We start from the raw sequence: 21,621 nt of genomic DNA, 5'->3' as shown, positions 1-21,621 counted from the left end.
GAGAAGCGCGTTGAGCGCAATTCGAATATATACGGTTCGGCGGGACCTTTGGTTACACCCTATTCCATCACAGCCGAACACAAAAAATTGGCTTCCTGTCAGCAATATTCAAGGCATAGAAATTGATCCGAACATGCGGGCGGTTCGTTTAAGGACTATATTCGGAATATCCGCCCTGGAGGTTTTCGACATGCCAAGCTATCGCCCCCCAAGGATCGCGTCGTCGGAGATCACGCCGCGCCAGCTCTATCTGCGTCGCCGTGAGTTCCTGGGCGCAGCGACGCTTGGCGCCATGGCGCTCTATGGCGCCGGCAAGGCGAGCGCGGCCACCCTTTCCGCCGTCGAGAGCAAGTACAAGGTCGATGGGAAGACGACGCCGATCAAGGACGTCACGACCTACAATAATTTCTATGAGTTCGGTCTCGACAAGGGCGACCCCGCCGCTCTCTCCGGCGATTTCAAGCCGCTGCCCTGGACGGTCAAGATCGACGGCATGGTCAACAAGCCAGGCACCTTCGACGTCGAGGCGCTGATGAAGGAATTCCCGATCGAGGAGCGCACCTATCGGATGCGCTGCGTCGAGGCCTGGTCGATGGTCGTTCCATGGAACGGGTTTCCGCTGGCGGCGCTGCTCGACAAGGTGGAGCCGCTCGGCAGCGCCAAATATGTCGCCTTCGAAACCGTCGTGCGACCGGAGGAGATGCCAGGGCAGAAGGGCTTCTTTCAGTCGCTCGACTGGCCCTATGTCGAGGGGCTGCGGCTGGACGAGGCGCGCCACCCGCTGACGCTGCTTGCCGTCGGGCTTTATGGTGAAACGCTACCGAACCAGAATGGTGCGCCGATCCGGCTTGTTGTGCCGTGGAAATACGGCTTCAAGGGCATCAAGTCGATCGTCAGGATCACGCTCACCGACCAGCAGCCGAAGAACACCTGGCAGGTGACCAATCCGCAGGAATACGGCTTCTACGCCAACGTCAACCCGGCCGTCGACCATCCGCGCTGGAGTCAGGCAAGCGAGAGGCGCATCGGCGAAAGCGGCTTCTTCGGCGCAAGCCGCCGCCCCACCCTGCCCTTCAACGGCTATGCCGACGAGGTGGCGAGCCTTTATGCCGGCATGGACCTGAAGGCGAATTTCTGATGGCCGAACTGTCGCTTGCCATCCCGAAGCGCTGGCAGCCTGCCTCCGTCTGGCTGCTTTATGTCGTCGGGCTCGTGCCCGCCGCCTGGGCCTTTTATCTCGGCGCGACCGATCAGCTCGGCGCCGATCCGGTCAAGACCTTCGAGCTCTTCCTTGGCATCTGGACAATCCGCTTTTTGATTCTGACGCTTGCCGTCTCCCCTGCCCGCGAGCTTTTCGGCTGGAACTATCTGCGCTATCGCCGCGCGCTCGGCTTGCTGACCTTTTACTACGCGCTGATGCATTTTACCGTCTACATGGTGCTCGACCAGGCGATGGAAATTCAGGCCGTCATCAATGACGTGTTGAAGCGCCCGTTCATCATGTTCGGCATGGCCGGCCTTGCGATGCTTATTCCCCTGGCGGTGACTTCCAATAACCTCTCGATCCGTCGCCTCGGCAACACCTGGATCTGGCTGCACCGCCTCGTCTACATCATTGCCGCCTGCGGGGCTCTGCATTTTGCGCTTTCGACCAAGATCCTCGATCTCCAGCAGTTTATTTATGTGGGTTTGATTATCGCGCTCATCCTCTACCGCTCTTGGCGGCCGATCGCACGCAGTCGGAAAAAAAGCCAGGGGCGGCAACGCAATCGTGCGGCGGCGTCGGTTTCCTGACGGTAGTCAGCCGAGTCTCAACGACGCGCGGGATCAAAGGCACAGGCTGCGGCGATGCCGACCGCGTAGGCGAGTATGTTCCAGAGGGAAAATATCCGGCCGAGCAACAAGGCGCCTGCAGTCGTCAGCCGAAACGCGTCCAACCCGGGCGTATGATAAAGCCGGAACAATTCGACCGAGATTGCTATGAAAAGCGCCATGACCGCAATGACCGCCCGCGGTGACCTTCCGAAGACGAGCGCCACCAGCAGATAGACCATCGCTCCCCAGAGCGCCGACCCGCCATATTTGACGACGACGAAAGGCAGATCGACCGCGTAGCCCAAGCGCCTGAGGGCCAGGCCGACCGCAATCACCACAAACACAGCCGCGAGACGGAGGAACTGCGATCGGGAATGTGCTTCGCGCAGAGAACCTTCCACCTTAATCTCCAGGGTTTGGTAAGCGGTGTCGCTGCCGCACCTTGACCAAGATGCTTTAGGCAGTTTCGATGATTGCCGCCATGGCTGCTTTGCGCCGGACACGGACATCTTGGCGTCCTAAACTTTCTCTATTTCTTCCGTCAATTGAATCATAGCCGCCAGGGATATCGCCAATGGGATGGGAAGTACTCGGGCAATGGGGTGAAGATGCGGTTCGCATCGAACGACTGACGGGTGGAGTTGCCAATGGCGTGTGGAGCGTTCGCGTCCACGGGCAGATCGCGGTCGGTGGTCTCGGCAGCCGGACCAACGCCGATCTCGCATGGGAAACCGAGCTGATCCAATACCTCGACAGTGAAGGCATGCACGTTCCAGTGCCGACCCCGACGACGGACGGCCGGCTGTTCGTGGACGGGCTGGTGGTGATGAAATACATGGAGGGCGGAGCGCCCGAGACAGGGTCCGACTGGCGTCGCGTGGCCGACACGCTTCGCGAGCTGCATCGGTTGACACAGGGCTGGCCGCAGCGTCCGGGCTGGCGATCGTCGACCGACCTCCTTCACGCGGAAACCGGAACGAGGATCAACCTTGCCGCGATGCCGCCCGAGGGCGTTATTCGATGTCGCGCAGCGTGGGCGCGGCTCGCCGGACGTCAGAGATGCGTTGTCCACGGCAATCCCAACAGCCCTGGCAACGTCCGCATAACCCCCGACCGGGTCGCGTTGATCGACTGGGACGAGTCACATGTCGACGCTCCCGACCTCGACCTGGTGCTGCCCGGCAACGCTGCCGGTCTCGACGACGGCGCGCACGACATCGCCGCGCAAGCGTCAGCCGCATGGGAAGCCGCCGTCTGCTGGCAGGACGACTACGCCGCCAAGCGGCTCGCTGAAGTTCGAGCGGTCTGAGCAGTTTCGGCGGATCGATGGGCCGCATCCATGTCGGGACCTTCCGGCGACAGCATTGCGCCAAAAGGAGCCTTTACGCACGCGCATGGACAAAGAAAAACAGCCGGGCTTTGCAGCCCGGCTGTTCCGTTTCCGGCGAAGCGGAAAATTTAAGCGGCGACGGCCTGCTCTTCGGCAGCAACGCGGGCCTTGTCGGCTGCGCCCTTGGCATAGGTGTCGCGATCAACGAATTCGATCACGGCCAAAGCGGCGTTGTCGCCCTGGCGGAAGCCGGCCTTCATGATGCGCAGGTAGCCGCCGTTGCGGGTGGCGTAGCGCGTTGCGATCGTGTCGAACAGCTTCGAAACGACGGCGGCATCGCGGATCTGCGAGATCGCCTGGCGGCGAGCATGCAGGTCACCGCGCTTGCCGAGCGTGACGAGCTTCTCGACGATCGGACGGATTTCCTTGGCCTTCGGCAGGGTCGTGACGATCTGCTCGTGGGTGATGAGCGAAGCCGCCATGTTGGCGAACATCGCCTTGCGGTGGCTTGCGGTTCTATTCAGCTTGCGGCCGGCTTTACCATGGCGCATTGCTACTCTCCTTTAATGCAGGTGCCCTTACGTTAACCGGGCCTGCCGTTTCCTGGCACATGCAGGCGATCGGCCTGCTGTTTGACGGGGAAAGGCAGCCGAAAGAGCCTGCCTTTTTGGTTTTTAATACTGGTCTTCGTAACGCTTGGCGAGATCTTCGATGTTCTCGGGCGGCCATGCCGGCACTTCCATGCCGAGGTGCAGGCCCATGGAAGCGAGAACTTCCTTGATTTCGTTCAGCGACTTGCGACCAAAATTCGGTGTGCGGAGCATTTCTGCTTCGGTCTTCTGAATGAGGTCGCCGATGTAGACGATGTTGTCGTTCTTCAGGCAGTTTGCCGAACGGACCGACAGTTCGAGTTCGTCCACCTTCTTGAGCAGAGCCGGGTTGAAAGCGAGTTCGGTGACTGCTTCCTCTTCGGTTTCCTTCTGCGGCTCGTCGAAGTTGACGAAGACGCCAAGCTGATCCTGGAGGATGCGCGCCGCGAAAGCGACGGCGTCTTCGCCGGTGATCGAGCCATCGGTTTCGATGGTCATGTTCAGCTTGTCGTAGTCGAGAACCTGTCCTTCGCGGGTATTTTCAACCTTGTAGGACACCTTCTTGACCGGCGAATAGAGGCTGTCGACCGGGATGAGACCGATCGGAGCATCTTCCGCACGATTGCGCTCGGCCGGAACGTAGCCCTTGCCGTTGTTGACGGTGAATTCCATGCGGATCTCGGCGCCCTCGTCGAGCGTGCAGATCACATGCTCGGGATTGAGGATTTCGATATCGCCAACCGTCTGGATATCGCCAGCCGTGACAACGCCCGGGCCCTGCTTGCGCACGACCATGCGCTTCGCGTCGTCGCCATCCATCTTGATGGCGATTTCCTTGATGTTGAGCACGATATCCGTGACGTCTTCGCGGACGCCCGGAATCGAGGAGAATTCATGCAGCACGCCGTCGATCTGCACCGCCGTGACGGCGGCACCGCGCAGCGAGGAGAGCAGAACGCGGCGCAGTGCGTTGCCGAGGGTGAGGCCGAAGCCGCGCTCCAACGGTTCGGCAACGAGCGTCGCCCTGGTGCGCGAGCTCGAGGAGAACTCCACCTTGTTCGGCTTGATCAGTTCCTGCCAGTTCTTCTGAATCATGAGTTTGCCTTCCGTTCGTTGCCACCATCCAATCGTGACAACCGAGCTTGAAAACCACCGGGAGCGCCAGGGCGCTCACCGGTGACGAGAGCGATGATCAGACGCGGCGCTTCTTGCGCGGACGGCAGCCATTGTGCGGGATCGGCGTCACGTCGCGGATGGACGTGATCATGAAACCTGCAGCCTGGAGCGCGCGCAGAGCCGATTCACGACCCGAACCCGGACCGCAGACTTCGACTTCCAGCGACTTCATGCCGTGTTCCTGGGCCTTCTTGGCGCAGTCTTCGGCAGCGATCTGGGCAGCGAAGGGGGTCGACTTGCGCGAGCCCTTGAAGCCCTTGGCGCCAGCCGACGACCAGGCGATCGCATTGCCCTGCGCATCAGTGATGGTGATCATCGTGTTGTTGAAGGTCGAGTTGACGTGAGCGACACCCGACGAGATATTCTTGCGCTCGCGACGGCGAACGCGGACGGCTTCCTTAGCCATGCTATTCCTTTCGTTGATCTCTTCACCGCCGTAATACCAGCGGCTACACCGGAACGGCGCCTATATGGTCCCGCTCCAAACTCAAAAGAGGCCAGCGCGGACCGCCAGCCTCCCCACCCCGGTTTCCCGGCAATTACTTCTTCTTGCCAGCGATTGCCTTTGCCGGACCCTTGCGGGTGCGGGCATTGGTGTGCGTGCGCTGGCCGCGGACCGGAAGGCCGCGACGATGACGCAGGCCGCGGTAGCAGCCGAGATCCATCAGACGCTTGATGTTCATCGCGGTTTCGCGACGAAGATCACCCTCGACCTGATAATCACGGTCGATGGTTTCGCGGATCTGAAGGACTTCAGCGTCCGTCAGCTGATGCACACGACGTTCAGCCGGAATACCGACCTTCTCGACGATTTCCTGTGCGAATTTCGGACCGATCCCGTGAATGTAGGTCAGCGCGATGACCACGCGCTTTGCAGTCGGGATGTTGACGCCAGCGATACGTGCCACGCCTGTTCTCCTTGCATTCCAGTTGCCATCCGGCAAGTGGGCTTCGTTATGCGGTCCTTGAGAACCGCCCGTTCAAATTAGGTCCGCAACATGTCAATACGACCGAACCCGGACTTCCCTGGGAAATCCGCGCCGATCGCATGGAATGTCGCGAGTTGGCGCGGTGTTTAGCGGAATCACTGCTGAAAAGCAACCGTTCCGCCAAGTTTTATTTTCAAAGCCTTAAAGCTTGGAAAGAATGGCTTCGACTTCGGCGGTCACCTGATCGATCTCCGCCATGCCGTCCACGGACTTGAGTTTGCCCTTGGCATGGTAGTAGCCGATCAGCGGTGAGGTCTCCTTGTAATAGACCTGCAGCCGGGCCGTCATGGTTTCCGGAGTGTCGTCCGGGCGGCGCTTGAAGTGGGTGGAACCGCACTTGTCGCACACGCCCTCATTGGCCGGAACCTTGTCAGTGTCATGATAGACGCTGCCGCACTGTGCGCAGGAATAGCGGCCGGCAACACGACGGACCAGTTCGGCATCGTCGACACGGAATTCGATGACGACAGAGAGACCTAGACCCTTCGCCCTCAGCATCGCCTCGGTGGCGTCCGCCTGGACGAGCGTCCTGGGGAAACCGTCGAGAATGAAACCGTTGGCGCAATCGGGCTGATCGATTCGCTCGGAGACAATGGCGATGACGATCTCGTCCGAGACCAGCTTGCCGGCATCCATCACCGCTTTGGCGCGCTTGCCGACCTCCGTGCCGGCGTTGACCGCCGCACGCAGCATGTCTCCCGTAGAAAGCTGCGGAATGCCGTGCTTTTCCACGATCCGCTGGGCCTGGGTTCCCTTGCCCGCGCCCGGCGGCCCCAAAAGGATAAGTCTCATCGCCCCCTCTTTCCTCCTCGCAACTTCGATTTCTTGATCAGGCCTTCGTATTGCTGCGCGATCAGGTGACCCTGGATCTGTGCAACCGTATCAAGAGTTACGCTAACCACGATCAAAAGCGAAGTCCCACCAAGGGATAATGGAATGCCGGTTTGCGACACCAGAATCTCCGGGAGGATGCAGACGAAGACGAGATAGATGGCGCCAATCACCGTGATGCGGGTCAGCACGTAGTCAATATATTCGGCAGTGCGCTCACCCGGACGGATGCCGGGAATGAAGCCGCCATGCTTCTTCAGATTGTCGGCCGTGTCCTTCGGATTGAAGACGATGGCCGTATAGAAGAAAGCGAAGAAGGCGATCAGCGCCGCATAGAGCACCATGTAGAGCGGCTGGCCATGACCGAGGGCGGCAACGATCGACGTCGCCCAGGCAGGCATCGCCGTGGTGTTGGCAAAACCCGCGACCGTCGCCGGCAGAAGTAGGAGCGAAGAGGCAAAGATCGCCGGGATCACGCCCGATGTGTTGAGCTTCAGCGGCAGGTGCGACGTATCGCCCTGGAACATACGGTTGCCGACCTGGCGCTTCGGATACTGGATCAGCAGCCGGCGCTGGGCGCGCTCCACGAAGACGATGACACCGATGACGGCGATCGCGACAATGATGACGAGCAGGATGAGGCCGGTCGACAGCGCGCCGGTGCGGCCGAGTTCGAGCGTGCCGGCAAGAGCGCTCGGAAGGCCGGCTGCGATACCGGCGAAGATAATCAGCGAAATGCCGTTGCCAATACCGCGCGAGGTGATCTGCTCGCCGAGCCACATCAGGAACATCGTGCCGCCGAGCAGCGTCAGAACGGTGGAAATACGGAAGAACCAGCCCGGATCGACGACAAGACCCTGGCCGCTCTCGAGGCCGGCGGCAATGCCGTATGCCTGGAGCGCACCCAGAATGACGGTGCCGTAGCGGGTGTACTGGTTGATGATCTTGCGACCCTGCTCGCCTTCCTTCTTCAGGTTTTCAAGCGTCGGCACGACCGAAGTCATCAGCTGCACGATGATCGAAGCGGAGATATAGGGCATGATGCCGAGCGCAAAGATCGCCATGCGCTGAACGGCGCCGCCCGAGAACATGTTGAAAAGGCCGAGAATACCGCCTGCCTGGCCGCGGAACGCCTGGGCATAGGCTTCGGGATTGAGACCCGGAAGCGGGATATGGGTGCCGAGCCTGTAGACGAGGAGAGCTGCCAGTGTGAACCACAGGCGCTTCTTCAAATCCTCGGCTTTGGCAAAGGTCGAAAAATTGAGGTTGGATGCCAATTGTTCCGCTGCAGAAGCCATGCGATTCTCCGCCCTACCAATTCCGGCGTCTATGGGGAAATACCGGCCCCGGAATCAGTATGAAAATAATTCAAAACTGGGTTTTGGACGGATTGCAGCGCAACCCCATGCCTCACCCTTGTTTTCCAGTCTTACCGGCATGACGCGGGGCGCCAGCCAAGTTTTTGTGAGGCCCACATATGGGAGCAAAATCGCCCGGTGTGAAGCACCCCGGGCGATATATCATCAGATATTATTCTGCTGCAGCCGGAGCCGAAAGCAGCGTCACTGTGCCGCCGGCCTTTTCGATCTTCTCGACGGCGGGCTTGGAAGCGCCTGCGACGACGATGGTGATCTTGGCCTTGAGCTCGCCGTCAGCGAGAACGCGAACGCCGTCCTTGGCGCGGCGGATAACGCCGGCGGCCTTTAGGGCAGCTGCGTCAACAGTCGCCTTGGCATCGAGCTTGCCGGCGTCGATTGCCGCCTGAATGCGAGCAAGCGACACGACAACAAAGTCGGAAGCGAAAATGTTGTTGAAGCCGCGCTTCGGCAGGCGACGATAGATCGGCATCTGGCCGCCTTCGAAGCCGTTGATGGCGACGCCGGAACGGGACTTCTGACCCTTGACACCGCGACCAGCCGTCTTGCCGGAGCCCGAACCGATACCGCGGCCGAGGCGCTTGCGGCTGTGGGTGGAGCCTTCGTTGTCCTTGATTTCATTGAGTTTCATGAGCGTTTCCTCCGTCTCACTTCTCGTCGACGATGCGAACGAGATGCTGGACAGCACGGATCATGCCGCGAACGGAAGGAGTATCCTCCAGCGTGCGGCGACGGTGCATCTTGTTCAGTCCGAGACCGATCAGCGTGCGCTGCTGGACGTCCGGACGGCGAATCGGGCTGCCGATCTGTTCGATCGTGACAGTCTTCGTTTCAGCCTTCTTGGTAGCCTTGGCCATTGGTCAGCTCCTCTTATTCTTCAGAGGCGTTGCCGGAGGCGCTACGACGAGCCTGCAGCGTTGCATACTTGATGCCGCGCTGAGCTGCGATGTCCTTCGGGTGAACCTGGTGCTTCAGAGCGTCGAAGGTGGCGCGAACCATGTTGTAGGGGTTCGACGAACCGGTCGACTTGGCGACGACGTCGTGCATGCCGAGCGTTTCGAATACGGCGCGCATCGGACCACCGGCGATGATACCGGTACCAACCTTGGCCGAGCGCAGCAGAACCTTGCCGGCGCCATGGCGGCCATGAACGTCGTGATGCAGCGTACGGCCGTCACGCAGCGGTACGAAGATCAGTTCGCGCTTGGCGGCTTCGGTTGCCTTGCGGATGGCTTCCGGCACTTCGCGTGCCTTGCCATGGCCGAAGCCGACGCGACCCTTCTGGTCGCCGACGACGACGAGTGCTGCGAAACCAAAACGACGGCCGCCCTTGACGACCTTGGCGACGCGGTTGATCGCGACAAGCTTGTCGACGAATTCGCTATCGCGCTCTTCACGGCTCTGGCGGTCTTCCCGCTGCGGCCTTCTTTCCTGTGCCATTGTCCTCTTCCTTTTTCTTTTCCGGGTGCAATCGGCAAACAAATGTGGACCGCATCAGCCTCCCCTTTTGGAGAGTGCCGCGGTCCGGCGAAAATCCGGCCGGCGCTTGACGCGTCCGGCCGGAAACTGATCAGAAGGTGAGACCGCCTTCGCGGGCCGCTTCGGCAAGAGCCTTGATGCGACCATGATAGATGAAGGCGCCACGGTCGAACACGACCTCCGACACGCCGGCCTTGGAGGCGCGCTCGGCGACGAGCTTGCCCACTGCAGCAGCGGCGGCGGTATCGGCACCGGTCTTCAGAGAACCGCGCAGATCCTTCTCGAGAGTGGAGGCAGACGCAAGCGTCTTGCCAGCCACATCGTCGATGATCTGGGCATAGATGTTCTTCGAGGAGCGATGAACCGACAGGCGCGGACGGCCATTGGCCACCGACTTGAGATGACGGCGCACGCGGTTGGCACGACGTGCAAGTGCTTCTTTCCTGCTAGCCATTTCGCGTGATCCTTACTTCTTCTTGCCTTCTTTGCGGACGATCCGCTCGTCAGCGTACTTGACGCCCTTGCCCTTATAGGGCTCAGGACCGCGATATTCGCGGATTTCAGCGGCGACCTGACCGACTTGCTGCTTATTGATGCCGGAGACAACGATTTCAGTCGGCTTCGGAACGGCGATCGTGATGCCGACCGGCGGCTCATAGATCACGTCGTGGCTGAAGCCGAGGGCCAGCTGCAGGTTCTTGCCCTGCAGGGCGGCGCGGTAACCGACGCCGTTGATTTCGAGCTTGCGCTCAAAGCCGTCCTTGACGCCCTTGAAGATGCCTTCGATCATCGTGCGGGACATGCCCCACTTCGAACGCGCATCCTTGGTCTGGTTCACGGGCGTCACAACGACCGCGTTGTTTTCGAGCTTGAGGCTGATTTCGTCGTTAGCAACGAAAAACAGCTCGCCCTTCGGGCCCTTTGCGGTAACCTTCTGGCCATCGACCGTAGCCGTGATCCCAGCAGGCACCTGAACGGGCTTCTTACCGATACGAGACATGTTTCAATCCTGTCTGTTCGCTATGGAGATCCCTGCCCAATCTTAGAAGACCGAGCAAAGAACCTCGCCACCAACGTTCTGTTCGCGAGCCTGGTGATCGGCCATCACACCCTTCGGAGTCGAAAGGATGGTGATGCCGAGGCCGTTCGCGACCTGCGGAATGGACTTGACCGAGACATAAACCCGGCGGCCCGGTTTGGACACACGGCCGATCTCACGGATCACCGATGCGCCTTCATAATATTTCAGCTCGATGCTGAGCTCCGACTTGCCATTGCCGAAATCGACAACGGAATAGCCACGGATGTAGCCTTCGGACTGCAGGACATCGAGAACACGTGCGCGGAGCTTGGACGCAGGCGTCGAAACCGACGACTTGCGGCGGGAAGCGCCGTTACGGATACGGGTGAGCATATCGCCCAACGGATCAGTCATTGTCATCTAACCTGCTCCTTACCAGCTCGACTTGACGATGCCCGGCACCTTGCCGAGATTGCCCAGTTCACGCAGCGCAATACGCGACATGCGCAGTTTGCGGTAATATGCGCGCGGACGCCCCGAAACTTCGCAACGGTTGCGAATACGGGTCTTCGATCCATCGCGCGGCAGGGATGCCAGCTTGATCGAGGCCTTGAACCGCTCTTCGATCGGAAGAGCCTGGTTCATGATGATCGCCTTCAACGCAGCCCGCTTAGCGGCCTGGTTGGCGACCGTAGTACGGCGGCGCTTGTTCTTTTCAACTGCGCTTGTCTTCGCCATGTCAGGTTCCTTTTCTACGCTCGTCGTTACGGTTATTGACGGAACGGGAAGCTGAACTCTTTCAGGAGAGCCCGTGCTTCGTCGTCGGTCGTCGCCGTCGTGCAAACGATGATGTCCATGCCCCACATCTGATCAACCTTGTCGTAGTTGATTTCTGGGAACACAATGTGCTCCTTGATGCCCATGGCGAAGTTGCCACGGCCGTCAAAGCTCTTCGGGTTCAGGCCGCGGAAGTCGCGAACGCGCGGGAGCGCGATGTTGACCAGGCGATCCAGGAACTCGTACATGCGGGCGCCGCGCAGGGTGACCTTCGCGCCGATCGGCATGTTTTCGCGGACCTTGAAGCCAGCGATAGAGTTGCGTGCACGGGTGATGACCGGCTTCTGACCAGCGATAGCAGCCAGGTCGGCAGCAGCAACGGTCGGCTTCTTGGAGTCAGCCGTGGCTTCGCCCACACCCATGTTGATAACGATCTTGTCAAGCTTCGGGATCATCATCTCGTTGGCGTAGGAGAACTTCTCCTGCATCGCCTTGCGGATGCGCTCGACATATTCTTTCTTGAGCCGCGGCTCGTACTTTGCCTCAGCCATCGATCACTTCTCCAGAACGCTTGGCAACACGGACCTTCTTGCCGTCAACGACCTTGAAACCGACGCGGGTCGGCTTGCCGTCCTTGTCGACGATTGCAATGTTGGACAGGTGAACCGGAGCTTCCTTGGCGATGATGCCGGCTTCCTGTGTCTGCGTCTGGCGCTGGTGGCGCTTGACGACGTTGACGCCACGGACGACCGCACGATCTTCCTTCGGCATAACCTGTACGACTTCGCCGGTGCGGCCCTTGTCCTTGCCAGCGAGCATGACGACCTTGTCGCCCTTACGAATCTTCTGCATCGTTCGCTCCTTACAGTACTTCGGGAGCCAGCGAGATGATCTTCATGTGGTTCTTGGCGCGAAGTTCGCGCGGAACCGGTCCGAAGATACGGGTGCCGATCGGCTCTTTCTTGTTGTCGATGAGGACTGCTGCGTTGGTGTCGAAGCGGATGACCGAGCCATCCGGACGACGGATGTCCTTGGCGGTACGAACGACAACCGCCTTCATCACGTCACCCTTCTTCACACGGCCGCGCGGGATCGCTTCCTTGATCGAAACGACGATGACGTCGCCGATCGAGGCATACTTGCGCTTCGAGCCGCCCAGCACCTTGATGCACATGACACGACGTGCGCCGGAATTATCCGCGACGTCGAGGTTTGTTTGCATCTGAATCATATCAGGTCGCCTTCTTGGTTTACCGGAATGGTTGGGCCTAAGCCCCCTACCCCGGCTTATGAAAATGTTCGCCGGCCGACCTGCCGTAACGGCAGGCAACAACACGGCATAGCTGAATAGCGCGGGGTCGATCGTGCCAGGGTGGTTTCCCGAACGGGACCTTCCGTGCGCTCAAAGCAAAAGAACGCCCGGCATTCGAGCGTTCTGACGCTGCTTCATACAGATATTTCGGCGAGACGCAAGGCCTCGGCCAAAATTCTGTTACTTGCCCTGGGCGGCAATCACCGTCCAGCGCTTGTCCTTGGAGATCGGCGCGCATTCCTCGATGGATACGGTATCGCCGATCTTGTACTGGTTGTTTTCGTCGTGGGCCTTGTACTTCTTGGATCGACGAACGGTCTTCTGGAGCAGCGGGTGAGCGAAACGACGCTCGACACGAACCACTACCGTCTTCTCGTTCTTGTCGCCAACGACGACGCCCTGCAGGATGCGCTTCGGCATATTTTTCTTCCTTTAGGCCTTAACTTCTGCCGCCTTCTGGCGGGCAATGGTTTTCACGCGGGCGATGTCCTTGCGGACTTCGTTGATGCGCGAGGACTTTTCGAGCTGGCCGGTCGCCTTCTGGAAGCGCAGGTTGAACTGCTCCTTCTTCAGCTTGGCAAGCTCGTCCTTGAGTTGGTCGGCGGTCAACGCGCGAACATCTGAGGCTTTCATGAGCTCAATCCTTACTCTGCAATGCGCTGTACGAAGCGCGTCTTGACCGAGAGCTTGGCAGAGCCGAGACGAAGCGCCTCACGGGCGATCTCTTCGCTGACGCCGTCGATCTCGAACATCATACGACCGGGCTTGACCTTGCATGCCCAGTACTCAACGGAGCCCTTACCCTTACCCATGCGGACTTCGGTCGGCTTTGCGGTTACCGGAACGTCCGGGAACACGCGGATCCATACACGGCCGGCGCGCTTCATGTAACGCGTGATCGCGCGGCGAGCCGCTTCGATCTCGCGTGCGTTGACGCGGTTGGGCTCCTGAGCCTTCAGGCCGAATTCGCCGAATGCCAGGTCAGAACCGCCCTTGGCGACGCCCTTGATGCGGCCCTTGAACTGCTTGCGGTACTTAGTACGCTTTGGCTGCAACATTTTCTTACTTCTCCGAGCTTATCTTTCGCCAGCGCTAATTACGCGTTGTCGCGTTCGCGGCGACGATCGCCACGGTCGCGTTCGCGGCTTGCCGGACCCTGTGCGTCGCCTTCCAGCGCGCGACGTTCGGAAGCCATCGGATCGTGCTCAAGGATTTCGCCCTTGAAGATCCAGACCTTGATGCCGCAGATACCGAATGCGGTTTCTGCTTCTGCCGTGCCGTAGTCGATGTCGGCGCGCAGCGTGTGCAGCGGCACGCGACCTTCACGGTACCATTCCGTACGGGCGATTTCCGCACCGCCGAGACGGCCGGCGCAGGTGATCTTGATGCCCTCGGCGCCAAGACGCATCGCGGACTGAACGGCGCGCTTCATGGCGCGGCGGAAAGCCACGCGGCGCTCGAGCTGCTGGGCGATCGACTGAGCGACCAGAGTTGCGTCGACTTCGGGCTTGCGCACTTCGACGATGTTGAGGTGCGTTTCCGAGTTGGTCATATCGGACAGCTTCTTGCGGAGCTTGTCGATGTCGGCGCCCTTGCGGCCGATGATCAGGCCCGGACGAGCCGAGTGGATCGTGACGCGGCACTTCTTGTGCGGACGCTCGATAACCACCTTGGAGATCCCGGCCTGCTTCAGTTCGCTCATCACGAACTTGCGCATTTTCAGGTCTTCGTGCAGCAGCTGGCCATACTCGGCATTGTCCGCGAACCAGCGGCTATCCCAAGTACGATTGATGCCGAGACGGAAACCGATCGGATTGATTTTCTGACCCATTATGCGGCCTCCTCTGCTGCCTGCACTTCACGAACGACGATCGTCAGGTGCGCGAAGGGCTTTTCGATGCGCGACGCGCGACCGCGGCCACGAGCGTGGAAACGCTTCATGACGATCGACTTGCCGACGTAGGCTTCGGCGACGACGAGTGCGTCGACGTCGAGATCGTGGTTGTTCTCGGCGTTGGCGATCGCGGATTCGAGCGTCTTCTTGACGGCGCCCGCGATGCGCTTGCGGGAAAACTCCAGCTCAGCGAGTGCACGCTCGACCTTCTTGCCGCGGATGGCCGCGGCAACCAGGTTGAGCTTCTGGGGGCTGACGCGGAGCGTGCGGGCGACTGCTTGCGCCTCGTTGTCCTTCAGCCGGCGTTCGGCTTTTGCCTTGCCCATTGTTACTTCCTCTTCGCCTTCTTGTCCGCGCCGTGACCGTAGTAGGTGCGGGTCGGAGAGAATTCACCGAATTTGTGACCGACCATGTCTTCATTGACACTGACCGGGACATGTTTGCTGCCGTTGTAGACGCCGAAGGTGAGACCGACGAACTGCGGCAGGATCGTGGAGCGACGGCTCCAGATCTTGATCACTTCTGCACGTCCGCCTTCACGAACCTTCTCAGCCTTCTTGAGAAGATAGCCGTCAACGAACGGACCTTTCCATACTGAACGAGCCATTGGAGACTTCCTCTCTTACTTCTTACGCTGATGACGCGAGCGCATGATCATCTTGTCGGTCGACTTGTTCGACCGGGTGCGCTTGCCCTTGGTCGGCTTGCCCCACGGTGTCACTGGATGGCGACCACCGGAGGTGCGGCCTTCACCACCGCCGTGCGGATGGTCGACCGGGTTCATGACGACACCGCGGTTATGGGGACGCTTCCCGCGCCAGACGGTACGACCGGCCTTGCCGTCGTTGATGTTGGCGTGGTCCGGATTGGAGACGGCGCCGATCGAAGCAAGGCAGATGCCGCTTACGAGGCGCTGCTCACCGGAGTTCAGGCGAAGGATCGCCATGCCCTGGTCTCGACCCACCAGCTGTGCGTAGGAACCGGCGGAACGGGCGATCTGACCGCCCTTGCCCGGCTTCATTTCCACATTGTGGATGATGGAGCCGACCGGGATATACTGCAGCGGCATGGTGTTGCCGGGCTTGACGTCGACAGCCTTCTCCGAAGCGATGACCTTGTCGCCGGCGGCGAGACGCTGCGGAGCGATGATGTAGGCCTGCTCGCCATCCGAATAGCTCACCAGGGCGATGAAAGCCGTGCGGTTCGGATCGTATTCGATACGCTCGACCGTGCCTTCGACATCGAACTTGCGACGCTTGAAGTCGACCAGACGGTAGCTGCGCTTATGACCGCCACCGATGAAGCGAGCCGTGATGCGGCCGAGGTTGTTACGACCACCGCTCTTGGTCAGACCTTCCGTCAGCGCCTTGACCGGCTTGCCCTTGTAGAGCGAGGAGCGGTCCACGATGACCAGCTGACGCTGGCTCGGGGTCGTCGGATTGAATGTTTTCAATGCCATTTTCTTATTCCTCAGAGACCGGTGGAGACGTCGATCGTCTGGCCTTCAGCCAGCGTCACGACAGCCTTCTTCACGTCCTTCTGCTTGCCGACGAAACCGCGGAACCGCTTGGTCTTGCCCTTGCGCAGCAGAGTGTTGACGGCCGTAACCTTGACGCCGAACAGCGCCTCGACAGCAGCCTTGATTTCCGGCTTTGTCGCCTGCTTGGCGACATTGAAAACAACCTGGTTGTTTTCGGATACCAGCGTGGACTTTTCGGTGATCGCCGGAGAGACGATCACATCGTAGTGGCGAAGATCGGTCACTTGAATCGCTCCTCTAGCGCTTCAACCGCAGCCTTGGAAAGCACGAGCTTGCCACGGCGCACGATGTCGTAAACATTGATGCCCTGGATCGGCAGAACATCGATGTTCGGGATGTTCTGTGCCGCAAGCTTGAAGTTGCCGTCAAGCTCTGCGCCGCCGATGAAGAGGGCGTTGGTCAGGCCGAGCGTCTCGAAAGCGGACGCGAGAGCCTTGGTCTTGGCTTCAGCTGCGACCAGGTTGTCGATGACGATAACGTCATCAGCCTTGATCTTGGCCGAAAGGGCATGGCGAAGGCCGAGTGCCCGAACCTTCTTCGGAAGGTCGTGCTCGTGGCTGCGAACGACCGGGCCATGGGCCTTGCCGCCGCCGCGGAACTGCGGAGCGCGAGCCGAATGGTGACGAGCGCGGCCCGTACCCTTCTGCTTGTACATCTTGGCACCGGTGCGCGAGACTTCAGCGCGGCCCTTTGCCTTGTGCGTGCCCTGCTGCTTCTTGGCAAGCTGCCAGCGGATAACGCGGGCGAGAATGTCTTCGCGGGGCTCGAGGCCGAAAATCTCGTCCGAAAGGGAGACCTTCCCGGCGTCTTTTCCCTCGAGGGTCTTGACGTTCAATTCCATTGATCTGGCTCCCTTACTTCGCGGCCGACTTGACGGCGTCGCGCACGATGATCCAGGCACCCTTGGAACCGGGAACAGCACCCTTGATCAGGATCAGACCGCGATCTTCGTCGGTCGAAACCACTTCCAGGTTCTGTGTCGTGACGCGCGTCTGGCCCATGTGACCAGCCATCTTCTTGTTCTTGAAAACCTTGCCCGGATCCTGGCGCGAGCCGGTCGAACCGTGCGAACGGTGCGAAACCGACACACCGTGCGTGGCGCGCAGACCGCCGAAACCATGGCGCTTCATGGCGCCGGCAAAACCCTTACCGATCGTCGTACCCGTCACATCGACGAGCTGACCGGCGGCAAAGTGACCCGCCTTGAGCTCCGTGCCGATCTCCAGCAGATTGTCTTCCGACACGCGGAATTCTGCGAGCTTGGCCTTCGGCTCGACGTTGGCAACGGCAAAGTTGCCGCGCATCGCCTTCGACGTATTCTTCACCTTCGCCTGGCCGGCACCGAGCTGAACTGCGGTATAGCCATTCTTCTCGACAGTGCGCGTGGCAACGACCTGGCAGCCGTCCATACGCAGTACCGTTACCGGGACATGCTCGCCGGCGTCATTGTAGACGCGGGTCATTCCCACCTTTTGTGCAATCACACCTGAACGCATCGGTTCAATCCTTCCAACTCAGCTCGAGCAAGCTCAGAGCTTGATCTCAACATCGACACCGGCGGCGAGATCGAGCTTCATCAGCGCGTCTACCGTCTGCGGGGTCGGGTCTACGATGTCGAGCAGGCGCTTATGCGTGCGCATCTCGAACTGTTCGCGGCTCTTCTTGTCGATGTGCGGGGACCGGTTGACCGTAAACTTCTCGATGCGGGTCGGAAGCGGAACGGGGCCCCGGACGCTTGCACCGGTGCGCTTCGCCGTCGACACGATCTCGCGCGTAGAAGCATCGAGAATCCGGTGATCGAACGCCTTCAGGCGAATGCGGATATTTTGGCCGTTCATTCGACGTTATCCTTGTGTTTGTTTTCCGCATGTCTCTGGACAAGACACGGGTTGTTCTTTCTTCCTAAGGCGGACCACCGGTTTCAAAGATCGAGAGGGCGCCGATACCCGACATCCCTATCCAGTCTTCAGGGCCTTCTAGCCCACCTTATTTGCTTGTTCAGTCACCGCTTCGTCGTCCAAAGCGGCGCGCAAATCGCGCTCGCGCGCCATTTGCTACATTTCTGTGTAATAAGCAAGCGGCTTGCGCCGCCTGCATCATAATATTGTCATCGAATCGGCCACCCCACCGGAGTGGCCGAAGGAATTACTCGACGATTGAAGCGACGATACCGGCGCCGACGGTGCGGCCGCCTTCGCGGATAGCGAAACGCAGCTTTTCTTCCATCGCAATCGGAACGATCAGCTCGACGTCAACCGTGACGTTGTCGCCCGGCATGACCATTTCCGTGCCTTCCGGAAGCGTCACGATGCCGGTAACGTCCGTCGTGCGGAAGTAGAACTGCGGACGGTAGTTGGTGAAGAACGGCGTATGACGGCCGCCCTCTTCCTTCGTCAGGATGTAGGCTTCTGCCTTGAACTTCTTGTGCGGCTTGACCGAGCCCGGCTTGCACAGGATCTGACCACGCTCGACGCCGTCACGGTTCACACCGCGGATCAGCGCGCCGATGTTGTCGCCGGCCTGGCCCTGGTCGAGCAGCTTGCGGAACATTTCAACGCCGGTCACCGTCGTCTTCGACGTCGGACGGATGCCGACGATCTCGACTTCTTCACCAACCTTGATGATGCCACGCTCGACGCGGCCGGTCACGACCGTACCACGGCCCGAGATCGAGAACACGTCTTCGATCGGCATCAGGAACGGCTGGTCAACCGGACGCTCAGGCGTCGGGATGTACGAGTCGACCGCTGCCATCAGTTCGCGGATCGCGTCTTCGCCGATCTTCTTGTCGGAATCTTCAAGAGCAGCAAGCGCCGAGCCCTTGACGACCGGAATGTCGTCGCCCGGGAAGTCGTAGGACGACAGAAGCTCGCGAACCTCGAGCTCGACCAGCTCGAGAAGCTCGGCGTCGTCAACCTGGTCGACCTTGTTCAGGAACACAACGATCGCCGGAACGCCGACCTGGCGGGCGAGCAGGATGTGTTCGCGCGTCTGCGGCATCGGGCCGTCAGCAGCCGAGCAAACCAGGATCGCGCCGTCCATCTGCGCCGCACCGGTGATCATGTTCTTCACGTAGTCGGCATGGCCGGGGCAGTCGACGTGCGCATAGTGGCGGGCCGGCGTCTCATACTCAACGTGCGCCGTCGAGATCGTGATGCCGCGCGCCTTCTCTTCCGGAGCCGCGTCGATCTGGTCGTACGCCTTGAACTCACCGAAGTACTTCGTGATCGCTGCCGTCAGAGACGTCTTGCCGTGGTCAACGTGGCCGATCGTGCCAATGTTGACGTGCGGCTTGTTGCGCTCAAACTTACTCTTTGCCATTTTCGGCTCTCCGTTTTGCTAGTCCCCGAGAGGAGCTAATTCTTGTTATCGGTCAATTGGTATTCCGGTCACTTCTGACCGGAATACTTTGCCTGGATTTCGGTTGCGACGTTCGACGGGACCGGCGCGTAATGATCGAAGGTCATCGTGTACTGCGCGCGGCCCTGCGACATGGAGCGCAGGTTGTCGACGTACTTGAACATGTTGGCCAGCGGAACGTTGGCGCTGATGACAACCGCGATGCCACGGCTTTCCTGACCCTGGATCTGGCCACGGCGGGAGTTGAGGTCGCCGATAACGTCACCGACGTAATCTTCCGGGGTGACGACTTCGACCTTCATCATCGGCTCGAGGAGCTGAGCGCCGGCCTTCTTCGCTGCTTCACGGAAGCAAGCGCGGGAAGCGATTTCGAACGCCAGGACCGACGAGTCTACATCGTGGAAGGCGCCGTCGATGAGCGTCGCCTTGACGCCGAGCATCGGGAAGCCAGCCAGCGGACCGGAAGACAGAACGCTCTCGATGCCCTTCTGAACGCCCGGGATGTATTCCTTCGGAACAGAGCCGCCGACGATCTTGGATTCGAACTTGAAGTCTTCGCCTTCCGGGTTCGGTTCGAAGATGATCTTGACACGTGCGAACTGGCCGGTACCACCGGTCTGCTTCTTGTGCGTATAGTCTTCTTCGGTCTGGCGCGTGATGGTTTCGCGGTAAGCAACCTGCGGCGCACCGACGTTTGCTTCGACCTTGAACTCGCGACGCATGCGGTCGACGATGATGTCGAGATGCAGTTCGCCCATGCCGGCGATGATCGTCTGGCCGGATTCCTGGTCCGTCTTCACGCGGAAGGACGGGTCTTCAGCTGCCAGGCGGTTGAGCGCGAGGCCCATCTTTTCCTGGTCGCCCTTGGACTTCGGCTCGATGGCGATCTGGATGACCGGCTCGGGGAATTCCATGCGCTCGAGGATAACCGGCTTCAGCGGATCGCAGAGCGTATCGCCAGTGGTGGTTTCCTTGAGGCCGGCGAGAGCAACGATGTCGCCCGCGAAGGCTTCTTCGATGTCTTCACGCGAGTTGGAGTGCATCTGCAGCATACGGCCGACGCGCTCGCGCTTGTCCTTGACCGTGTTCAGAACCGAGGAGCCCTTTTCGAGCTTGCCGGAGTAGATGCGTGCGAAGGTGAGCGAACCGACGAAGGGGTCGTTCATGATCTTGAACGCCAGCATCGAAAGCGGCTCGGCGTCGTCTGCATGACGCTCGATATCAGCTTCGGTCTTGAAGTCGATGCCCTTGATCGCCGGAATGTCGAGCGGCGACGGCAGGTAGTCGACGACGGCGTCGAGCAGCGGCTGCACACCCTTGTTCTTGAAGGCGGTGCCGCAGAACATCGGATGGAACTTGACGTCGATCGTGCCGCGGCGAACGAGTTCGCGGATCTTATCGTTGTCGGGCATGTTGCCTTCGAGGTAGGCTTCCATCGCAGCTTCGTCGATCTCGACGACCGTCTCGATCAGCTTTTCACGATATTCTTCAGCCTTGGCCTTCAGGTCATCCGGGATTTCGACGACGTCCCACTGGGCGCCGAGCGATTCGTCGCGCCAGATCAGGGCATTCATCTCGACGAGGTCGACAACGCCCTTGAAGTCGCTTTCAGCGCCGATCGGCAGCTGCATGACGACGGCGGTCGCACCGAGACGCGTCTTGATCATCTCGACCGAGCGGTAGAAGTCCGCGCCGGTCTTGTCCATCTTGTTGCAGAAGATCATCCGCGGAACATTGTACTTCTCAGCCTGGCGCCAGACGGTTTCCGTCTGCGGCTCCACGCCGGCGTTGGCGTCGAGCAGCGCGATGGCGCCGTCCAGAACGCGCAGCGAACGCTCGACTTCGATGGTGAAGTCGACGTGGCCGGGAGTGTCGATGATGTTGAAGCGGCGCATCTTGCCGTCACGGCCCTTCCAGAAGGTCGTGGTGGCAGCGGACGTGATCGTGATGCCACGCTCCTGCTCCTGCTCCATCCAGTCCATGGTGGCTGCGCCGTCGTGGACTTCGCCGATCTTGTGCGACTTGCCGGTGTAGTAAAGGATACGCTCGGTGGTCGTGGTCTTGCCGGCGTCGATATGCGCCATGATACCGAAATTGCGGTAGTCTTCGATCTTATATTCGCGAGCCATTG

Annotated in this window: 33 protein-coding genes; 3 read left to right on the top strand and 30 right to left on the bottom strand. The window is 60.1% G+C overall.

Annotated features, from left to right (window positions below):
• Window positions 1-190: 190 nt before the first annotated feature.
• A complete protein-coding gene (gene msrP, locus HJC00_RS22545; protein WP_210628241.1) occupies window positions 191-1,138 on the top strand; it encodes a protein-methionine-sulfoxide reductase catalytic subunit MsrP in 948 nt (315 codons plus the stop codon).
• The gene (gene msrQ, locus HJC00_RS22540; RefSeq protein WP_210628242.1) at window positions 1,138-1,794 is read left to right on the top strand and encodes a protein-methionine-sulfoxide reductase heme-binding subunit MsrQ; all 657 of its coding nucleotides are present in this window, start codon (window positions 1,138-1,140) and stop codon (window positions 1,792-1,794) included. The genes msrP and msrQ overlap by 1 nt, the downstream gene beginning before the upstream one ends.
• Window positions 1,795-1,811: 17 nt before the next feature.
• Here msrQ and HJC00_RS22535 read toward each other — a convergent pair whose 3' ends face one another.
• Window positions 1,812-2,216: a DUF2809 domain-containing protein gene (locus HJC00_RS22535; RefSeq protein WP_405047679.1), complete on the bottom strand. Its 405-nt coding sequence runs from the start codon at window positions 2,214-2,216 to the stop codon at window positions 1,812-1,814.
• A 173-nt stretch (window positions 2,217-2,389) separates the two neighbouring features.
• On the opposite strand from HJC00_RS22535, the gene HJC00_RS22530 reads away from it, so the two are divergent.
• Entirely contained in the window at window positions 2,390-3,124 is a 735-nt protein-coding gene (locus tag HJC00_RS22530) for a phosphotransferase enzyme family protein (RefSeq protein ID WP_221164624.1), read from the top strand.
• A gap of 149 nt (window positions 3,125-3,273) precedes the next feature.
• Here the strand turns inward: HJC00_RS22530 and rplQ are convergent, their stop codons facing one another.
• From rplQ to fusA, 29 genes are all read right to left on the bottom strand, one after another.
• Entirely contained in the window at window positions 3,274-3,696 is a 423-nt protein-coding gene (gene rplQ / locus HJC00_RS22525; protein ID WP_088685497.1) for a 50S ribosomal protein L17, read from the bottom strand.
• A 123-nt stretch (window positions 3,697-3,819) separates the two neighbouring features.
• Complete coding sequence (locus HJC00_RS22520) at window positions 3,820-4,830, bottom strand: DNA-directed RNA polymerase subunit alpha (RefSeq protein WP_003547579.1); 1,011 nt, start codon at window positions 4,828-4,830, stop codon at window positions 3,820-3,822.
• 97 nt (window positions 4,831-4,927) lie between these two features.
• The gene (gene rpsK / locus HJC00_RS22515) at window positions 4,928-5,317 is read right to left on the bottom strand and encodes a 30S ribosomal protein S11 (RefSeq protein WP_003547577.1); all 390 of its coding nucleotides are present in this window, start codon (window positions 5,315-5,317) and stop codon (window positions 4,928-4,930) included.
• 133 nt (window positions 5,318-5,450) lie between these two features.
• Window positions 5,451-5,819 (bottom strand): 30S ribosomal protein S13, encoded by a 369-nt coding sequence (gene rpsM, locus HJC00_RS22510; protein ID WP_011424992.1) that lies wholly within the window; start codon window positions 5,817-5,819, stop codon window positions 5,451-5,453.
• A 222-nt stretch (window positions 5,820-6,041) separates the two neighbouring features.
• Complete coding sequence (locus HJC00_RS22505; RefSeq protein WP_210628244.1) at window positions 6,042-6,692, bottom strand: adenylate kinase; 651 nt, start codon at window positions 6,690-6,692, stop codon at window positions 6,042-6,044.
• Window positions 6,689-8,029 (bottom strand): preprotein translocase subunit SecY, encoded by a 1,341-nt coding sequence (secY, locus tag HJC00_RS22500; RefSeq protein ID WP_085777822.1) that lies wholly within the window; start codon window positions 8,027-8,029, stop codon window positions 6,689-6,691. The genes HJC00_RS22505 and secY overlap by 4 nt, the downstream gene beginning before the upstream one ends.
• A 232-nt stretch (window positions 8,030-8,261) precedes the next feature.
• Window positions 8,262-8,738, bottom strand: a complete 477-nt coding sequence (gene rplO, locus HJC00_RS22495) for a 50S ribosomal protein L15 (RefSeq protein WP_210628245.1) — start codon at window positions 8,736-8,738, stop codon at window positions 8,262-8,264.
• A gap of 16 nt (window positions 8,739-8,754) precedes the next feature.
• A complete protein-coding gene (gene rpmD / locus HJC00_RS22490; protein ID WP_221155986.1) occupies window positions 8,755-8,964 on the bottom strand; it encodes a 50S ribosomal protein L30 in 210 nt (69 codons plus the stop codon).
• A 13-nt stretch (window positions 8,965-8,977) separates the two neighbouring features.
• On the bottom strand, window positions 8,978-9,547 hold the full coding sequence (gene rpsE, locus HJC00_RS22485) for a 30S ribosomal protein S5 (RefSeq protein ID WP_003573784.1): 570 nt from the start codon (window positions 9,545-9,547) through the stop codon (window positions 8,978-8,980).
• A 130-nt stretch (window positions 9,548-9,677) separates the two neighbouring features.
• Window positions 9,678-10,040 carry a 50S ribosomal protein L18 gene (gene rplR / locus HJC00_RS22480; RefSeq protein WP_210628246.1) on the bottom strand — a complete coding sequence of 121 codons (363 nt, stop codon included), beginning with the start codon at window positions 10,038-10,040 and terminating at the stop codon, window positions 9,678-9,680.
• A gap of 12 nt (window positions 10,041-10,052) precedes the next feature.
• A complete protein-coding gene (rplF, locus tag HJC00_RS22475) occupies window positions 10,053-10,586 on the bottom strand; it encodes a 50S ribosomal protein L6 (protein ID WP_008521309.1) in 534 nt (177 codons plus the stop codon).
• A 42-nt stretch (window positions 10,587-10,628) separates the two neighbouring features.
• Window positions 10,629-11,027, bottom strand: coding sequence for a 30S ribosomal protein S8 (gene rpsH, locus HJC00_RS22470; RefSeq protein ID WP_003547562.1), 399 nt, complete (start codon window positions 11,025-11,027; stop codon window positions 10,629-10,631).
• Window positions 11,028-11,039: 12 nt separating this feature from the next.
• Window positions 11,040-11,345 (bottom strand): 30S ribosomal protein S14, encoded by a 306-nt coding sequence (rpsN, locus tag HJC00_RS22465; RefSeq protein ID WP_003573787.1) that lies wholly within the window; start codon window positions 11,343-11,345, stop codon window positions 11,040-11,042.
• 32 nt (window positions 11,346-11,377) lie between these two features.
• The gene (gene rplE / locus HJC00_RS22460; RefSeq protein ID WP_004674930.1) at window positions 11,378-11,935 is read right to left on the bottom strand and encodes a 50S ribosomal protein L5; all 558 of its coding nucleotides are present in this window, start codon (window positions 11,933-11,935) and stop codon (window positions 11,378-11,380) included.
• On the bottom strand, window positions 11,928-12,236 hold the full coding sequence (gene rplX / locus HJC00_RS22455) for a 50S ribosomal protein L24 (RefSeq protein ID WP_008521328.1): 309 nt from the start codon (window positions 12,234-12,236) through the stop codon (window positions 11,928-11,930). Before rplX ends, rplE begins: the two co-directional genes overlap by 8 nt.
• Before the next feature lie 10 nt (window positions 12,237-12,246).
• Window positions 12,247-12,615 (bottom strand): 50S ribosomal protein L14, encoded by a 369-nt coding sequence (rplN, locus tag HJC00_RS22450; RefSeq protein ID WP_003573790.1) that lies wholly within the window; start codon window positions 12,613-12,615, stop codon window positions 12,247-12,249.
• 261 nt (window positions 12,616-12,876) lie between these two features.
• Complete coding sequence (gene rpsQ / locus HJC00_RS22445) at window positions 12,877-13,116, bottom strand: 30S ribosomal protein S17 (RefSeq protein WP_004674926.1); 240 nt, start codon at window positions 13,114-13,116, stop codon at window positions 12,877-12,879.
• 12 nt (window positions 13,117-13,128) lie between these two features.
• Window positions 13,129-13,329, bottom strand: a complete 201-nt coding sequence (gene rpmC, locus HJC00_RS22440; protein ID WP_004674925.1) for a 50S ribosomal protein L29 — start codon at window positions 13,327-13,329, stop codon at window positions 13,129-13,131.
• A gap of 11 nt (window positions 13,330-13,340) precedes the next feature.
• A complete protein-coding gene (gene rplP / locus HJC00_RS22435; protein ID WP_003573792.1) occupies window positions 13,341-13,754 on the bottom strand; it encodes a 50S ribosomal protein L16 in 414 nt (137 codons plus the stop codon).
• 38 nt (window positions 13,755-13,792) lie between these two features.
• Window positions 13,793-14,527: a 30S ribosomal protein S3 gene (gene rpsC / locus HJC00_RS22430; RefSeq protein ID WP_003573793.1), complete on the bottom strand. Its 735-nt coding sequence runs from the start codon at window positions 14,525-14,527 to the stop codon at window positions 13,793-13,795.
• On the bottom strand, window positions 14,527-14,916 hold the full coding sequence (gene rplV, locus HJC00_RS22425; protein ID WP_004674922.1) for a 50S ribosomal protein L22: 390 nt from the start codon (window positions 14,914-14,916) through the stop codon (window positions 14,527-14,529). The genes rpsC and rplV overlap by 1 nt, the downstream gene beginning before the upstream one ends.
• A gap of 2 nt (window positions 14,917-14,918) precedes the next feature.
• Window positions 14,919-15,197, bottom strand: coding sequence for a 30S ribosomal protein S19 (rpsS, locus tag HJC00_RS22420; RefSeq protein ID WP_007531666.1), 279 nt, complete (start codon window positions 15,195-15,197; stop codon window positions 14,919-14,921).
• A 15-nt stretch (window positions 15,198-15,212) separates the two neighbouring features.
• Window positions 15,213-16,049: a 50S ribosomal protein L2 gene (gene rplB, locus HJC00_RS22415; protein ID WP_184452872.1), complete on the bottom strand. Its 837-nt coding sequence runs from the start codon at window positions 16,047-16,049 to the stop codon at window positions 15,213-15,215.
• 11 nt (window positions 16,050-16,060) lie between these two features.
• On the bottom strand, window positions 16,061-16,354 hold the full coding sequence (locus tag HJC00_RS22410) for a 50S ribosomal protein L23 (protein ID WP_003547550.1): 294 nt from the start codon (window positions 16,352-16,354) through the stop codon (window positions 16,061-16,063).
• A complete protein-coding gene (rplD, locus tag HJC00_RS22405; protein WP_004674918.1) occupies window positions 16,351-16,971 on the bottom strand; it encodes a 50S ribosomal protein L4 in 621 nt (206 codons plus the stop codon). Before rplD ends, HJC00_RS22410 begins: the two co-directional genes overlap by 4 nt.
• Before the next feature lie 13 nt (window positions 16,972-16,984).
• Entirely contained in the window at window positions 16,985-17,626 is a 642-nt protein-coding gene (gene rplC / locus HJC00_RS22400) for a 50S ribosomal protein L3 (protein ID WP_004674916.1), read from the bottom strand.
• 33 nt (window positions 17,627-17,659) lie between these two features.
• Window positions 17,660-17,968 (bottom strand): 30S ribosomal protein S10, encoded by a 309-nt coding sequence (rpsJ, locus tag HJC00_RS22395; protein WP_003547547.1) that lies wholly within the window; start codon window positions 17,966-17,968, stop codon window positions 17,660-17,662.
• Window positions 17,969-18,275: 307 nt separating this feature from the next.
• On the bottom strand, window positions 18,276-19,451 hold the full coding sequence (gene tuf / locus HJC00_RS22390; protein ID WP_011424970.1) for an elongation factor Tu: 1,176 nt from the start codon (window positions 19,449-19,451) through the stop codon (window positions 18,276-18,278).
• A gap of 68 nt (window positions 19,452-19,519) precedes the next feature.
• Window positions 19,520-21,619, bottom strand: a complete 2,100-nt coding sequence (gene fusA / locus HJC00_RS22385; RefSeq protein ID WP_210628248.1) for an elongation factor G — start codon at window positions 21,617-21,619, stop codon at window positions 19,520-19,522.
• Between the last annotated feature and the right edge of the window lie 2 nt (window positions 21,620-21,621).

The organism is Rhizobium sp. NLR22b (assembly GCF_019685295.1).
Taxonomy (GTDB): Bacteria; Pseudomonadota; Alphaproteobacteria; order Rhizobiales; family Rhizobiaceae; genus Rhizobium.
The sequence above is the reverse complement of the archived record's forward strand: the minus strand, read 5'-3'. Positions and strand labels throughout refer to the sequence as shown.